Below are 13,520 nucleotides of genomic sequence, written 5' to 3'. Positions count from 1 at the left end.
GTTCGGCTTCACCCTGCAGTTCGGTTGCGCCGATCATTCCTCCGCGCGCTTGCGTCGATACGCGACCAGCAGCGCGATGGTCGAGCCGATGAAATAGCCGGCGGTGGCGCCGGAGACGGCACGTCCGATGATGATCGCAAGCGTGCGGTCGCTGGCATCGATCGCCGAAATCACACCCACCGCGTATTGCAAGACAAACACGATGAGATTGCGGATCAAGGCGAAGTTGCTGCCGGGACGGATGATCTCGCCTGTCTTATGATCCACGTCGAACGGACGCGGCGTCAGTACGCCGACCGGCAACAGCGCAAGCGCGGCCGCGGTCCAGGCGACCATCGGCCATGAACTGTCCTGATGTCCGAGGCCGATCCGTGAGACGCCCCAGACGATGAACACGACCGGCACAATCAACGCCCGCCAGATCGATGTCGTGCGCGGCTGCATCGCCTTGATGCCCTGCCAAACAAGATAAGCCAGTAGCATCCAAACCCAGAGCGGCGTGTGGATCAGGACCTGATAGGTGAACATCATGGCCCGTCTCCCTTCCTACAGCGGCGCGGCGCTCTCGCCCTGCGAGCTCGAGAGTTTCGAGGCCAGCGAGGCGATGACGATGACGACCGCGATCAGGGCGATCACCAGCGTGCAGATCGCGTTGATCTCGGGCTTCACCCCGAGCCGCACCTCCGAATAGATCCGGATCGGCAGCGTTGCCGAGCCGGGGCCGGTGGTGAAGCTCGCGATCACGAGATCGTCCAGCGACAGCGTGAACGCCAGCATCCAACCGGCGACGATCGCGGGCGCGATCAGCGGCAGGGTGACGGCGACGAATGCGCGGACCGGGTTGCAGCCGAGGTCCATCGCCGCCTCCTCCAGCGAGCGATCGAGCGAGCCGAGGCGGGACTGCACGACCACCGCGACGAAGCACATCGTCAGCGTGGTGTGGGCGATCGTCACCGTCCAGAAGCCGCGCTCGGCGTTCAGCGCCACGAACAGCAGCAGCAGCGACAATCCGGTGATCACCTCCGGCATCACCAGCGGCGCATAGAGCATGCCGGAGAACAACGTGCGGCCGCGAAAGCGCTCGCCGCGCGACAGCGCCACCGCCGCGAGTGTGCCGAGCAGCGTGGCGATGGTCGCGGAGGCGACCGCGACCCTCAGGCTCATCCAGACCGCCTCGATCATGGCGCGGTCGTTGAAGAAATCGCGATACCAGCGCAGCGACCAGCCGCCCCACACCGTCACCAGACGCGAGGCGTTGAAGGAATAGAGCACGAGGATCAGGATGGGCAAATAGAGAAACGCCAGCCCGAGCGCCAGCGAGGCGATATTGAAGCGGGACAGGCGGGAGACCTTGCGCATCATCTCAGCGCCCCTGTTCGAGCTGCCGCTTCTGCAGCCGCTCATACAGCAAGAGAGGCACCAGCAGCACGACGAGCAGCACGATGGCCGCGGCGGAGGCGACCGGCCAGTCCTTGTTGGTGAAGAATTCGAGCCACAGGGTCTGGCCGATCATCAGCGAATTGGAGCCGGCCAAGAGATCCGGAATCACGAACTCGCCGACGATCGGGATGAAGCACAAGAGTACGCCGGCGCCAACGCCGGGCAAGGACAGCGGAAAGGTGACGAGCCAGAATACCTGCCACGGCGGCGCACCGAGATCGGAGGCCGCCTCCTCCAGCGCCGGCTCCATCTTCGCGAGCGTGGCGTAGAGCGGCAGGATCATGAACGGCAGATAGGAATAGACGATGCCGATATACATCGCGGTGTCGGTGGAGAGCCACACCACGGGCTGGCTGACCAGATGCAGCGCCAGCAGGATCTGGTTGAGCAGGCCGTCATGCTGGAGGATGTTGATCCAGGCATAGATGCGGATCAGGAACGAGGTCCAGAACGGCACGATCACCAGCACCATCGCCACCGCCTGCCAGCGTTTTGGCAATCGCGCCATGCCATAGGCGATGGGGTAGCCGATCAGGAGCAGCAGCGCGGTCGCCGTGACGGCAACGGTGAGACTGCGGACATAGGCAAAGACATAGATGTCGTCGGAGCCGAGCAGTTTGAAATTGTCGATCGAGAGCGCTGCAAAGGCCGCCTTGAGCGCTTCCCATCCTGCAGTCAGATCAAACACCGGCTCGTAGGGCGGCTGCGCGATCGCGGTCTGCGACAGGCTGATCTTGAGCACGAAGGCGAACGGCACCAGGAAGAACAGCGCCATCCAGACATAGGGCGCGATCGCAGCGAAGCGCGCCGGCCGTGCGAAGATGCGGCGGGAGCTCATGACGGCAGCACCACGCAATCGTCGGGCGTGAACCAGGCGACGACGTTCTGATTCAGGCTGTACGCGTCGACGTCGGTGCGTGCGCTGTTGGCGACCGAAGCCTGCAGCATCCCGCCGGTATCGAGCTTCACCTTGTAGGTGGTGGTGCCGCCGAGATAGCAGATATCGGCAATGACGCCGTCCAGCCGGTTGATCGCCGTCTCACGACCGGCCTCGCTCACCGGGCCGCGGCGCGACAGCTTGACCTTCTCGGGGCGGATCGCGACCGCGAACCTTCCCGCGCCGACCGGCTCGCGCGGTTCGGCCACCACCAGCGTACCCGCATCACGCGTGCCAATGACCAGACGATGGCCGTCGCGCAATCTGGACTCGCCGTCGAACAGATTGATGTCGCCGACGAACTCCGCGATCCAGCGCGAGCGCGGTGCCTCGTAGAGCTCGCGCGGGGGCGCGATCTGGGCGAGCTTGCCTGATTTGATCACCCCGATCCGGCTCGCCATCGTCATCGCCTCCTCCTGGTCATGAGTGACGATGATGAAGGTCATGCCGAGCCGGCGCTGCAGCTCCATCAGCTCGCCTTGCATGCTCTCGCGCAGCTTCTTGTCGAGGGCTGCGAGCGGCTCGTCGAGCAGCAGGAGTTGCGGCCGGCGCGCCAGGGCGCGGGCGAGTGCCACGCGCTGGCGCTGGCCGCCGGACAGCTGGTCGGGCTTGCGCTTTTCCAGCCCATCGAGCTTCACCAGCGCGACCATTTCCCCAACGCGGGTAGCGATGTCCGCGCGCGCCATGCCGGCACGCTTCAAGCCGAAGGCGATGTTGTCGCGCACCGACAGGTGCGGAAAAAGCGCGTAATTCTGGAACATCATGTTGATCGGGCGCTCATGCGGCAGCGCCTGCGCGATATCCTTGCCGCCGAGCAGGATGCGCCCCTCGTCCGGCGCCTCGAAGCCGGCGAGCATGCGCAAGAGCGTGGTCTTGCCGCAACCGCTGGGGCCCAGCAGCGCGAAGAACTCGCCGGCCTTGATGTCGAGCGACACGCCGTCCACAGCCCGGAACGTCCCAAAGGTCTTGGCGACGCCCTCGATGCGCAGCAGCGGCTGCCCCGCCGCTGGAAGCATATCTCCGCCGGCTGCATCCGCTTGAACATCCCTTCCGGGCAACTCTTCCGCCATGATCCCTGCCAACCCCGATTCCGCCGCACGCTAGCGGCCGATTGGCCTTTGCTCAACCGGTTCGGGGGGAGATCATCCCAGATAGGCCTTCATGCCGGACGTCAAAGGGCGTATGATCGCGACATGACCAAGTTGCTGGATCACGCCCTGGACATCGCGCGCAGTCTGCCGACGGATGCACAGGACGACATCGCTCGGGTCGTGCTGCAGCTCGCCGGTGAGGAAGCATCTGCGCCCGTCATCCTCTCGGATGATGAAAGGTCGGCGATTGCCGCATCCAAGGCGGCGACTAAACGGGGTGAAGTCGCAACCGAAGCGCAAGTCCGAGCGACTTGGGCCAAGCACGGACTGTGAAACTCCGCTACACGCTCCCGACGCCGGCCGACCTCGATTTCATTCTAGCCAACATTGCGGTCCCGTAGCCCGGATGGAGCGCCAGCGTAATCCGGGACGGTCCATCGGCGGAGAGACTTTCCCGGATTGCGCTTCGCTCCATCCGGGCTACGCCATGAACGCCGCCAGCTTGTCGCGGTCCGCCGTCGGCATGGTCAAGCCGAGCTTGGAACGACGCCACAGGATGTCCTCGGGGAAGCGCGCCCATTCGTGACCCATTAGATAACGCACCTCGGCGCCAGTCAGCTCGGGGCCGAAGGCGGGGCCGAGCGCGTCGCGGCTCTTCGCCTCGCCGAGCACTGCGGGCAATCGCGAGCCGTAGGCCGCGACCAGGCGCTGGGCCTCCGGCTCCGACAGAAAGCGCCAGCGGTCGCGCGCAAGGTCAACCTCGGTGTCGAAACGATCCCAGGCGAAATCGCCACCGGGCAGCGCAGCGCCGGCGGTCCAGGGCGGCGACATCGGATAGAACGGGGTCAGCTTCGTCACCGCCCGCTCTGCGCGGAGGCGCGAGGTGGTGACGTCGCCGCCGAACATCGTCAGCAGCGGCGCCTTGCGCCGGCGCGCATGGAACAGCGTCGTGCCCTCGCGCCCGCGCGCGGACGCCAGCGCCAGATTGACGCCGGAGACCGTGCGGACCACGTCGGTCGGCCCGACGCGCTCGCGGAAATAGCGGCTGGCGGCCTCGCAGAGATAGCTGACCTCGGCACCGGGCATCGCGACGATGGCAGGATCGCCGGTGAAAGCATGGGTGACAGTGCCGATCAGCGTGAAGTCGCGCTCGAAAGGCCGGGCGAAGATCAGCCGCCCGTCAGTGTGCTGGAAGACGTAGACGTTTTCAGAATCGAACAGGCGCGGCACGACGATCTGGCTCATCTGCATGGCCGCCATCGGGGCTTGCTGCTGCCGCAGCACGGTGTCCGCGACCATCGAGGTCCAGGCGCCGGTGGCGTTGGCCAGGGCCCGCGCCGTGACGATACGCCGATAGCCGCGATCGACCACGGCGAGCCGCCAGGTCTCGGTTCGATCGGCACGCACGCAGCGCGCCCCGGTCCGGATCGCAGCGCCACGTTCGGCGGCATCCAGCGCCGTGAGCACCACCAGGCGGGAATCGTCGACGACGCAGTCCCAATATTCGAACGCCGTGCCGAACGGACGTTTCAGCGCGTTGCCGACCGGATGATGCGTAATGTCGAGGGTCGCTGACGGCGGCAGGCCGCCCCGGTTGGTGAGGCCGTCATAGACATAGAGACCGGCGCGCAAGAGCCATGGCGGACGCTCCTCGGAATGCGCGGGGATCACGAAGCGCATCGGCCGGACCAGGTGGGGCGCGATGGCGAGCCAGATCCGGCGCTCGGCGAGCGCGCGGCGTACTCGCCAGAAGCCGCGGCGCTCCAGCACCGACAGGTCGCCGTGGATCAGCCGCGGTGTCGCCGACGACGCGGCGCCGGCGAGATCGCCCTGCTCCAACAGAATCACGCGCAGGCCGCGGCCGGCCGCATCGCGCGCGAGGCTGACACCGTTCAGGCCGCCGCCGATGATCGCAAGGTCGTAGTCCGCCATGAAACCGTCGAGAAGGAGCCAAGCCCTCTCATCACTAGAGCCATTTCCGCTCCGATGAAATCGGAACAGGCTCCAGATTTTTGTTTCGGCGCGTTTTCTTGACGCAAACCGGCATCCACTTTGCTCGAGGACGCTCTAGCCGGTCTTGAGCGCAAGCTCCATGGTCTCAGCGCGGCCGACGAGATCGGCATATTTGCCGATCGGCAGCGGCTTGCCGAGCAGATAGCCCTGCACGCCGTCGCAGCCCTCCTTGGCGAGGAAGGCCAGCTGTTCGAGCGTCTCGACGCCCTCGGCGATGATCGACATTTCGAGGCCGTGGCCGAGATCGATCACGGCACGCACGATCGCCGCCGATTGCGGGTTGCGGCCGAGATTGATGATGAAGGCGCGGTCGATCTTGATCTTGTCGAACGGGAACGCCTGGAGATAGCTCAACGAGGAATAGCCGCTGCCGAAATCGTCCATGGAGATGCGCACGCCCAGCGCCTTCAAGCGGCGCAACAGCGCCAAGCCGCGATCAAAATCCTCGATCAGCACGCCCTCGGTGATTTCCAGCTCGAGCCGGCCGGGCGCAAGGCCGGTCTCGATCAGGATCGAGTGGACCAGCCCGACCACGTCGCCGTGCATGAACTGCACCGGCGACAGATTGACCGCGACCTGGAGCGGCTTCGGCCATGAGGCCGCCTCGCGGCAGGCCTCGCGCAGGATCCACTCGCCCATCTCGACGATCAGGCCGCTCTCCTCGGCGATCGGGATGAATTCGGCCGGCGAGACCTGGCCGCGTACTGGATGCTGCCAGCGCGCCAGCGCCTCGAAACCGATGATCTCGCTCTCGGCGACGCTGTGGCCCGCGGCCCCCTGCGGCTGGAAGGCGAGCGAAAGCTCGCCGTTCTTGATCGCCATCGAGAGGTCCTGGTGCAGCACGCGGCGATCGCGGATCTGCTGGTCCATCTCCGGCTGGTAGAGGCTGATCGTGCCGCGCGACTTCTGCTTGGCGCGGAACAGTGCCGCGCCGGCATTGGCGAGCAGCGAGGCGCCATCCGTGCCATTGTGCGGGAAGATCGCCATGCCGGTGGTAACGCCGGCACGGACCGGCCGGCCGTCGATCTGGAACTCCTGCGCGACGGCTTCGCCGATCTGCTGCGCCAGTGCGAGACCCGCTTCCGGCTGCTTGCCGTCGATGATCAGGCCGAACTCGTCGCCGGACAGGCGCGCCACCACGCCGCCGCGGGCGGAATCCTGCAGCCGCTGGGCCACCTCGACCAGGAGCTTGTCGCCGAGCGCATGGCCGAAGACGTCGTTGACCTCCTTGAGCCCATCGAGGTCGACGCAAAGGACGGCGAACTCCTCGCCGGTGCCTTCGCAGGCCTCGATCATCTGGGTCAGCGCCTGCAGGAAGGCGGCGCGGTTGGGCAGATCGGTGAGGCCGTCGTGGTAGGCCATGTGCGCCATGCGCGACTCGGTCTGCCGGCGGTCGGTGACGTCCTCGTGGGTCTTGATCAGATATTGCGGCTCGCCGGCATCGCTGAGCACGGTGGCGCGGCGGGTCAGGAACAGCCGCAGGCCGTCCTTGGTGGAGATCGGATGCTCCTCGGTGATCATCCCGCGCTTCTTGATCGCCGCCTCGTCGCGGGCGATGATCAGCTTGGCTTCCTTGGGATTGAAGATGTCCGACGCGGTCAGGCCCGTGGCTTCCTCGCGCCGGCGGTTGAGGATCGTCTCGGCGCTGCGGTTGGCGAGCAGATAACGGCCGTCCTTGACCTGCTCCACGATCAGCGCGACCGGGATATTATCGACGACGAGCTCGAGGAACTTCTTGGTGCTTTCCAGCTCCTGCGACAGCGAGCGACGGTCGGTGATGTCCTCGAACACCAGCAGCAGGAATTCGGGCTTGTTGCTCTCGTTGCGGACCACGATCCGGATCGAGGCGACCATGCGCCGCTCACCGCCGCGGTCGACCTCGAATTCATTGCGGAATTGACCATCCGGCGCCGCCAGCGCCGCACGGTCGGCCGCCTCGATGCTCGCTGCCGAGCCCGGCGCAAACAGCTCCCGCGCGTTCCTGCCGACGGCGTAGTCCCGCGACAGTCCCCAGAACCGCTCATAGGCGCTGTTCGCGAAGATGTAGCAACCGTCGTCGATGTTCTTGGCGGCCACGCAGGCCGGCACATGGTCGAGCACCGATTCCAGAAACTGCTTGGTGGAGGCGAGCTGCCGCGACAGCTTGCGCTGGTCACTGACGTCGAGATGAGTCGCGACCGATCCGCCGTTCGGCAGGATGAAATATTTCACCAGGATGGCCCGCCCGTCGGGCAGCTCGGTGATCAGGCCGTTGGGGCTTGCCGCCTTCTCGTAGAATTCGTCGTCCGAGATGCCGCCGAGGACGCCCCGCTTGCGCCTGAGCTCGAGGATGTCGTAGCCGTTCATGCCGGCCCACAGGTCCGAGCGGGTCAGGCCGTAAATATCGAGATAGCGGTCGTTGCAGAAGATGATGCGCCGCTGCGCATCGGTCATCACCACGCCCTGGTTGAGATTGTTCATGGCGGAGGAGACGAAGGCGTTGCGCCGCAATTGCAGCCGCCTCGTCCGGCGCAGCGCCGAATGGACCCACAAGGCGACGGAGGCCAGGAACGCGCAGATGACGATGCCCGCGATCAGGACTTCCCAGATCAGGTTGGGATCGAGCTGGCCGATGTAGCTCGGCGGGGCGAGGCCGTCCGAGAGCGCAAAGGCGCGCGCAGGCGCGACCGCGCTGGCCAGGCACACGACGGCCTGCACAGCAATCGGAAGCGTGCTGCCCACGTGCCAGTTCTTCTCAGCCATCAGCCACCCGCGATTTCAACGTCGGATTGTCTGGCCTCGCGGGTTTGGATCGGGTAAACGCCTGTACGTGCAACAGAAAAATGTGACGCCAAATACGGCAATTGCCCTGACATGATAAATGCTTCCTTAACGGAAAACGGCCCCAAGCCCTCGTTCTCAGGTCCAATTCCACCGGCGCTTCCAGCGGACGTCCTGCACAACCATGGATAAGGTCGACTGCATCGTCATCGGAGCCGGCGTCGTCGGGCTTGCGGTGGCCCGGAGGCTTGCGCAGGCCGGGCGCGAGGTCATCGTGCTCGAGGAAGCCGAGGCCATCGGCACCATCACCTCCTCGCGCAACAGCGAGGTGATCCATGCCGGCATCTACTACCGCGCCGGAAGCTGGATGGCCCGGATGTGCGTCAGCGGCAAGCACGCGCTCTACCGCTACTGCGGCGAGCGCGGCATCCCCCACAAGAACTGCGGCAAGCTGATCGTCGCGACCAACGCGAAGGAAACCGAGAAGCTGCAATCGATCAAGGCGCACGCCGAGGCCAATGGCGTGCTCGACATGCAGCTGCTCACGGGCGAGGCCGCACGCGCGCTGGAGCCTGCGCTGGCCTGCGACGCCGCGCTGCTCTCACCTTCGACCGGCATCATCGACAGCCACGCCTACATGCTCTCGCTGCGCGGCGAGGCCGAGGAGGCCGGCGCGGCCTTCGCGTTTCACACGCCGCTGCTCCGCGCCAAGGCGGCGGCCGGCGTGATCGAAGTCGAGGCCGGCGGCGAGGCGCCGATGACGCTGCAATGCAGCCTCCTCGTCAACGCTGCGGGACTCTCCGCGACGACGGTCGCACGCAACATCGAGGGCATGCCGCTGGACCGGATTCCGCCGGCTTATCTCGCCAAGGGAAACTACTTCAGCTGCAGCGCCAGGGCGCCGTTCTCGCGCCTGATCTATCCGGTGCCCGAGCCCGGTGGGCTGGGGGTGCATTTGACGCTTGATATGGCAGGGCAGGCGCGTTTCGGTCCTGATGTCGAGTGGATCGAGACGATCAACTACGAGGTCGACCCGTCACGTGCCGAGCGCTTCTATCCGGCCATCCGCAAGTACTGGCCGACGCTGCCCGACGGCGCGTTGATGCCGAGCTATTCGGGCATCCGTCCGAAGATCGTGCCACCGGCGGTCGCCACGCAGGATTTTTTGATGCAGGGGCCGCGCGATCATGGCGTCGCAGGCCTGATCAACCTGTTCGGCATCGAATCGCCGGGACTGACGTCCTCGCTCGCGATCGCCGATCACGTTGCCGAGCTCGCAGAGATCTAGGCCACGCGCAACGATGATTGCGCGAGGTCTCGCACCTTGCAGCAGGGATGAGCGCAAAGGCTCTCATCCCTGCTGCAAGGGTACGATCAACTCAACACTGTTACGGGGGTTACTAGTGGAGCGTATCGCCTTGCTTCAGACGCTCGATCTGGTCCTTGACCATCAACTTCCGGCGCTTCAACTCAACAATTTGCAGGTCGTCTGTTGAAAGGTGCACGAGAGCTTCGTGCAATTCGTTTTCGAGAAGTTTGTGTTTCCGCTCCAATTCAACAAGATGTGCCTGAATTGTCATTCGAAACCTCCTCGGTAGGGTTGAACCTCAGGATTCGATCCGGACGGCGAAGTCTACATCACCGATTCGTTCTGTCGATGGGTATCCGTCGTCGCTCCGTCATTTTTGAAAATTCATATGTAATAAGGCGTGAGTACGGAACCGCGCGGGAAAAATCCATGATATCAATGCGCTTGCGCAGTGCCGCAGCGAACCGTTGAAATATCTTGCGGGAGATCGGTGCGCGACGGCCCGAGATCGCTTGCGGTCCCGCCGCGCAAGGACGATAATTTCCACAGGGCATCCACAGCCCAGATCACACGCCTATCGGTTTTCGGCCACCGCAGACATGACCCATGAAGACGAGCGTGAGCTCGAAGCCGAGCTCACCCGGTTGCAGCAGGAACACCGAGATCTCGATGCCGCGATCGATGCACTGCATCAATCGCCTGCCCCCGACCTATTGCGGTTACAGCGGCTGAAGAAGCGCAAGCTGTTGTTGCGCGACCGCATCGCGTTCATCGAAGACCAGATCACCCCCGACATCATCGCCTGATCGCGTCTCGCGCTGTCGTGACGCCTCCCCGCGCCTGAATCCGCTTGACTCAAAAAGAACAAAATAGGAACATTCCTGCGACCGACGCCCCCAGGAAACTCCCAACGGAAACGCCCAAGGGAAACTGACGAGGACAACGCAGATGCCGGCACCCGCCCTTTTGGACAACAGCCACTATGAACAGGCCTGCGATCAGGCGATCGCGATGTGCGACGGCAATCTGCGCAGCACCATCAAGGCGCTGATCATGGCCAACGAATATCTGGAGGCGGAGCTCGAAGAATTGCAGGCGGCAATTTCCGCCGGCTGCATTCCCGAGACCACGCGCAGCAAGGTGCGGAGCAAGAGCAGCGCCGCTTAACTTTCAACATTGGAGCAACGCCATGTCGGATGTGACCTATTACGTTGCAATGCCCTTTTTGATCGATGCCGACGGATCGCCGGTCGCAGGCGCGGCTGAGGAGTGTCAGTCCTCGTCGGCAGCACTGCGGCGCGCCGAGATTCTGGCGCGCGGTGCCGGCCATATCGGCGCGGTCGCCTTCAGCCGCAGCGGCGATCCCATGACCGGCGAATTCGGCGACGCGACGCTGCTGCGCAAATTCGGCAACGTGCCGGAAGATCTCGCCACGCTGTAAGAGTAATTGTTTGAGCATGATCTTTTCGGAAAACCGCTTCACACTTTTCCGGATCATGCTCTAGCTGCTGATGAGCCTGATCCGCGGCTCGTGTCGGCGACGCGCCTTGCGCACGTACATGGCGGCATCGGCCTCCTCCAGGGCGCGGCCTGCATCGGAATGCGGACCGAGCAAGGCTATTCCTGCGGAGGCGCCCGCGGTCACGTGCTGCCCGCGGAAGTCGAAGGACAATTCGTCGATCGCCTGCTCGAAGGTCGCGGCCTTCGCCTTGGCATCGGTCTCATTGAGATTCCACAACAGCAGCGCGAACTCGTCGCCACCAAGCCGGCCGACCACGTCGGAGGCGCGGACCTGCCGCGTCAGCGTCGCGACGATCGCCTTGAGCACCACGTCGCCGGCGGCATGGCCGTAGGAATCGTTGATCGGCTTCAGCCGGTCGACATCGAGCACGATCAGCGCGCCGCTGGCGCGATACCGCTTCATGTAGGCAATGGCGCGCGTAAGCTCGCGCTCGAAGCCGCGCCGGTTGGGAATCTCTAGCAGGAAGTCGGTGTCGGCGGCCGCCTCGAGTTCCGAGACCCGCAGCAGGGCCGCCTTGAGCTTGCCCCTGAGGTTTCGGATGGTCGCTTTGCTGTCATCGGCAGCCGGCGCTCTGCGCGAGGCCAGCCTGGCCGGGCGATTCGAGACGGCTTTGGATCGGCCGGCGCTGGTCTTCCGGCCCTTTTTGGCCTTCGCAGCGCTTGCCCTTTTTGGTTTCTTCATGGGCATCCTGCTCAATGAAGGCTTGCGGGGATTCACCAAGACAGGATAGTGCATTCCCTTCTCCTTGCCACCGCCTTGCGAGCCGCCGGCCGGAACCGTTAATCTGGCCTATGTTTCTGTTTTCCCGAGCACAATTGACGTCATGACCGCGCCGATCGCCATCATCATGGGAAGCCAGTCGGATTGGGACACGATGCGGCATGCCGCCGAGACGCTCGACGCGCTCGGCGTCGCCGCCGAGACCCGCATCGTTTCGGCCCACCGTACTCCCGACCGGCTGTTTGCCTTCGCCAAGGGCGCCAAGGCGGCAGGTTACAAGGTCATCATCGCCGGTGCCGGCGGCGCTGCGCATCTGCCGGGCATGGCGGCGGCGCTGACGGAACTGCCGGTGTTCGGCGTTCCCGTCGAATCGAAGACACTCAAGGGCCTCGATTCGCTTTATTCGATCGTGCAGATGCCCGCGGGCATCCCGGTCGGCACCCTCGCCATCGGCAAGGCCGGCGCGATCAACGCGGCGCTGCTTGCGGCCGCCGTGCTGGCATTGTCCGACCCGGCCCTGTCCGGCCGCCTCGCCGCCTGGCGCAAGGCGCAGACCGACGCGGTTGCCGAGCGTCCGGAGGACAAGGCGTGACTGACGCAAAGCAGGTGAAGCTGAAGCCCGGCGACACCATCGGAATCCTCGGCGGCGGACAATTGGGGCGGATGCTGGCGATGGCTGCGGCGCGGCTCGGCCTGCGCTGCCAGGTGTTCTCGCCCGATCCGGATTCGCCGGCCTTCGACGTCGTGCTCAACGCGACTTGCGCCGAATATGCCGACGTCGAAGCGCTGGAGCTGTTCGCCCACGACGTCGACGTCATCACCTACGAATTCGAGAACGTGCCGGCGGCCGCCGCGATGGTGCTGGACGCACGCCGCCCGGTGCTGCCCAATCGCAGGATCCTCGAGACCACCCAGGACCGGCTCGCCGAGAAGGATTTTGTGACGAAGCTCGGCATCGGCACTGCGGCCTATGCTGACGTCACCTCCGTCACCTCGCTGCGCGAGGCGATCCTGAGGATCGGCCTCCCGGCGGTGCTGAAGACCCGCCGCTTCGGCTATGACGGCAAGGGCCAGGCCATCATCCGCGACGGCGACGATATCGCCAAGGTGTGGACCAGCCTTGCCACCAAATCGGCGATCCTGGAAGCCTTCATCCCGTACGAGCGCGAGATCTCCGTGATCGCCGCGCGCTCGGCCACAGGTGAGGTCGAGTGTTTCGACGTGACCGAGAACGAGCACCGCGACCACATCCTGAAAATATCGCGCGCGCCCGCACCGATCCCGGACGCGCTCGCGGATGAGGCGCGCAGCGTCGCGAGCAAGATCGCAACCGCGCTCGACTATGTCGGCGTGCTGGCGGTGGAGATGTTCGTGCTTGCCAACGGCACCGGCCCGAAGGTGCTGGTCAACGAGATCGCCCCGCGCGTGCACAATTCCGGGCACTGGACGCTGGACGGCGCCTCGGTCTCGCAGTTCGAGCAGCACATCCGCGCCATTGCCGGCTGGCCGCTCGGCAAGCCGGTGCGCCACGGCGAGATCGTCACCATGACCAATCTGATCGGCGACGAGATCAACGACTACGACAAATGGCTGACCGTCCCGGGCGCCACGGTGCACATCTACGGCAAGGGCACGCCGCGCCCCGGCCGCAAGATGGGCCACGTCACCGAAGTCCGGCCCGCCAAGGAGAAGTGAGCGGGACCGCAGCAAAGGCTGCAATCCCGCTTG

At 65.0% G+C, this 13,520-nt stretch carries 15 protein-coding genes; 7 read left to right on the top strand and 8 right to left on the bottom strand.

Features of this window, described 5'->3' with window-relative positions; translation table 11 throughout:
* Positions 1 to 33: 33 nt before the first annotated feature.
* Genes N2603_RS09350 through N2603_RS09335 form a run of 4 tightly spaced genes read right to left on the bottom strand, consistent with a single transcriptional unit; the run spans position 34 to position 3,447 of the window.
* Positions 34 to 531 (bottom strand): DUF6622 family protein, encoded by a 498-nt coding sequence (locus N2603_RS09350; protein WP_260388497.1) that lies wholly within the window; start codon positions 529 to 531, stop codon positions 34 to 36.
* A 15-nt stretch (positions 532 to 546) separates the two neighbouring features.
* A complete protein-coding gene (locus N2603_RS09345; protein ID WP_260424169.1) occupies positions 547 to 1,359 on the bottom strand; it encodes an ABC transporter permease in 813 nt (270 codons plus the stop codon).
* 4 nt (positions 1,360 to 1,363) lie between these two features.
* A complete protein-coding gene (locus N2603_RS09340) occupies positions 1,364 to 2,278 on the bottom strand; it encodes an ABC transporter permease (protein WP_018641542.1) in 915 nt (304 codons plus the stop codon).
* On the bottom strand, positions 2,275 to 3,447 hold the full coding sequence (locus N2603_RS09335; protein WP_260424168.1) for an ABC transporter ATP-binding protein: 1,173 nt from the start codon (positions 3,445 to 3,447) through the stop codon (positions 2,275 to 2,277). The genes N2603_RS09340 and N2603_RS09335 overlap by 4 nt, the downstream gene beginning before the upstream one ends.
* 123 nt (positions 3,448 to 3,570) lie before the next feature.
* Here N2603_RS09335 and N2603_RS09330 point away from each other — a divergent pair, with 123 nt between their 5' ends.
* Positions 3,571 to 3,801, top strand: coding sequence for a hypothetical protein (locus tag N2603_RS09330; RefSeq protein ID WP_260388496.1), 231 nt, complete (start codon positions 3,571 to 3,573; stop codon positions 3,799 to 3,801).
* A 147-nt stretch (positions 3,802 to 3,948) separates the two neighbouring features.
* Here N2603_RS09330 and N2603_RS09325 read toward each other — a convergent pair whose 3' ends face one another.
* Both N2603_RS09325 and N2603_RS09320 read right to left on the bottom strand, forming a co-directional pair.
* Entirely contained in the window at positions 3,949 to 5,400 is a 1,452-nt protein-coding gene (locus N2603_RS09325) for a glycerol-3-phosphate dehydrogenase (protein WP_260388495.1), read from the bottom strand.
* Between the two features lie 135 nt (positions 5,401 to 5,535).
* Positions 5,536 to 8,223, bottom strand: a complete 2,688-nt coding sequence (locus N2603_RS09320) for an EAL domain-containing protein (protein WP_260388494.1) — start codon at positions 8,221 to 8,223, stop codon at positions 5,536 to 5,538.
* Between the two features lie 202 nt (positions 8,224 to 8,425).
* Between N2603_RS09320 and N2603_RS09315 the strand changes: the two genes are divergently transcribed.
* Entirely contained in the window at positions 8,426 to 9,529 is a 1,104-nt protein-coding gene (locus tag N2603_RS09315; protein WP_018641546.1) for an NAD(P)/FAD-dependent oxidoreductase, read from the top strand.
* 112 nt (positions 9,530 to 9,641) lie between these two features.
* Here N2603_RS09315 and N2603_RS09310 read toward each other — a convergent pair whose 3' ends face one another.
* On the bottom strand, positions 9,642 to 9,821 hold the full coding sequence (locus N2603_RS09310; RefSeq protein ID WP_025034152.1) for a YdcH family protein: 180 nt from the start codon (positions 9,819 to 9,821) through the stop codon (positions 9,642 to 9,644).
* A gap of 328 nt (positions 9,822 to 10,149) precedes the next feature.
* Between N2603_RS09310 and N2603_RS09305 the strand changes: the two genes are divergently transcribed.
* From N2603_RS09305 to N2603_RS09295, 3 genes are all read left to right on the top strand, one after another.
* Complete coding sequence (locus tag N2603_RS09305; RefSeq protein ID WP_018641547.1) at positions 10,150 to 10,356, top strand: YdcH family protein; 207 nt, start codon at positions 10,150 to 10,152, stop codon at positions 10,354 to 10,356.
* A 142-nt stretch (positions 10,357 to 10,498) separates the two neighbouring features.
* Positions 10,499 to 10,717, top strand: coding sequence for a hypothetical protein (locus tag N2603_RS09300; protein ID WP_018641548.1), 219 nt, complete (start codon positions 10,499 to 10,501; stop codon positions 10,715 to 10,717).
* A gap of 22 nt (positions 10,718 to 10,739) precedes the next feature.
* On the top strand, positions 10,740 to 10,991 hold the full coding sequence (locus N2603_RS09295; RefSeq protein WP_018641549.1) for a hypothetical protein: 252 nt from the start codon (positions 10,740 to 10,742) through the stop codon (positions 10,989 to 10,991).
* Between the two features lie 60 nt (positions 10,992 to 11,051).
* Here the strand turns inward: N2603_RS09295 and N2603_RS09290 are convergent, their stop codons facing one another.
* Positions 11,052 to 11,753, bottom strand: a complete 702-nt coding sequence (locus tag N2603_RS09290) for a GGDEF domain-containing protein (protein ID WP_260388493.1) — start codon at positions 11,751 to 11,753, stop codon at positions 11,052 to 11,054.
* A 142-nt stretch (positions 11,754 to 11,895) separates the two neighbouring features.
* On the opposite strand from N2603_RS09290, the gene purE reads away from it, so the two are divergent.
* Both purE and N2603_RS09280 read left to right on the top strand, forming a co-directional pair.
* Entirely contained in the window at positions 11,896 to 12,384 is a 489-nt protein-coding gene (gene purE / locus N2603_RS09285) for a 5-(carboxyamino)imidazole ribonucleotide mutase (protein ID WP_211407116.1), read from the top strand.
* Complete coding sequence (locus tag N2603_RS09280) at positions 12,381 to 13,487, top strand: 5-(carboxyamino)imidazole ribonucleotide synthase (protein WP_260388492.1); 1,107 nt, start codon at positions 12,381 to 12,383, stop codon at positions 13,485 to 13,487. The genes purE and N2603_RS09280 overlap by 4 nt, the downstream gene beginning before the upstream one ends.
* Positions 13,488 to 13,520 lie beyond the last annotated feature (33 nt).

Source organism: Bradyrhizobium huanghuaihaiense (assembly GCF_025200885.1).
Classification (GTDB): domain Bacteria; phylum Pseudomonadota; class Alphaproteobacteria; order Rhizobiales; family Xanthobacteraceae; genus Bradyrhizobium; species Bradyrhizobium huanghuaihaiense.
The sequence above is the reverse complement of the archived record's forward strand: the minus strand, read 5'-3'. Positions and strand labels throughout refer to the sequence as shown.

Bases quoted from the DNA above. Each gene is read 5' to 3' on its own strand.
- N2603_RS09350 (WP_260388497.1), bottom strand. From the start codon at position 531: ATGATGTTCACCTATCAGGTCCTGATCCACACGCCGCTCTGGGTTTGG.
- N2603_RS09345 (WP_260424169.1), bottom strand. From the start codon at position 1,359: ATGCGCAAGGTCTCCCGCCTGTCCCGCTTCAATATCGCCTCGCTGGCG.
- N2603_RS09340 (WP_018641542.1), bottom strand. From the start codon at position 2,278: ATGAGCTCCCGCCGCATCTTCGCACGGCCGGCGCGCTTCGCTGCGATC.
- N2603_RS09335 (WP_260424168.1), bottom strand. From the start codon at position 3,447: ATGGCGGAAGAGTTGCCCGGAAGGGATGTTCAAGCGGATGCAGCCGGC.
- N2603_RS09330 (WP_260388496.1), top strand. From the start codon at position 3,571: ATGACCAAGTTGCTGGATCACGCCCTGGACATCGCGCGCAGTCTGCCG.
- N2603_RS09325 (WP_260388495.1), bottom strand. From the start codon at position 5,400: ATGGCGGACTACGACCTTGCGATCATCGGCGGCGGCCTGAACGGTGTC.
- N2603_RS09320 (WP_260388494.1), bottom strand. From the start codon at position 8,223: ATGGCTGAGAAGAACTGGCACGTGGGCAGCACGCTTCCGATTGCTGTG.
- N2603_RS09315 (WP_018641546.1), top strand. From the start codon at position 8,426: ATGGATAAGGTCGACTGCATCGTCATCGGAGCCGGCGTCGTCGGGCTT.
- N2603_RS09310 (WP_025034152.1), bottom strand. From the start codon at position 9,821: ATGACAATTCAGGCACATCTTGTTGAATTGGAGCGGAAACACAAACTT.
- N2603_RS09305 (WP_018641547.1), top strand. From the start codon at position 10,150: ATGACCCATGAAGACGAGCGTGAGCTCGAAGCCGAGCTCACCCGGTTG.
- N2603_RS09300 (WP_018641548.1), top strand. From the start codon at position 10,499: ATGCCGGCACCCGCCCTTTTGGACAACAGCCACTATGAACAGGCCTGC.
- N2603_RS09295 (WP_018641549.1), top strand. From the start codon at position 10,740: ATGTCGGATGTGACCTATTACGTTGCAATGCCCTTTTTGATCGATGCC.
- N2603_RS09290 (WP_260388493.1), bottom strand. From the start codon at position 11,753: ATGAAGAAACCAAAAAGGGCAAGCGCTGCGAAGGCCAAAAAGGGCCGG.
- purE (WP_211407116.1), top strand. From the start codon at position 11,896: ATGACCGCGCCGATCGCCATCATCATGGGAAGCCAGTCGGATTGGGAC.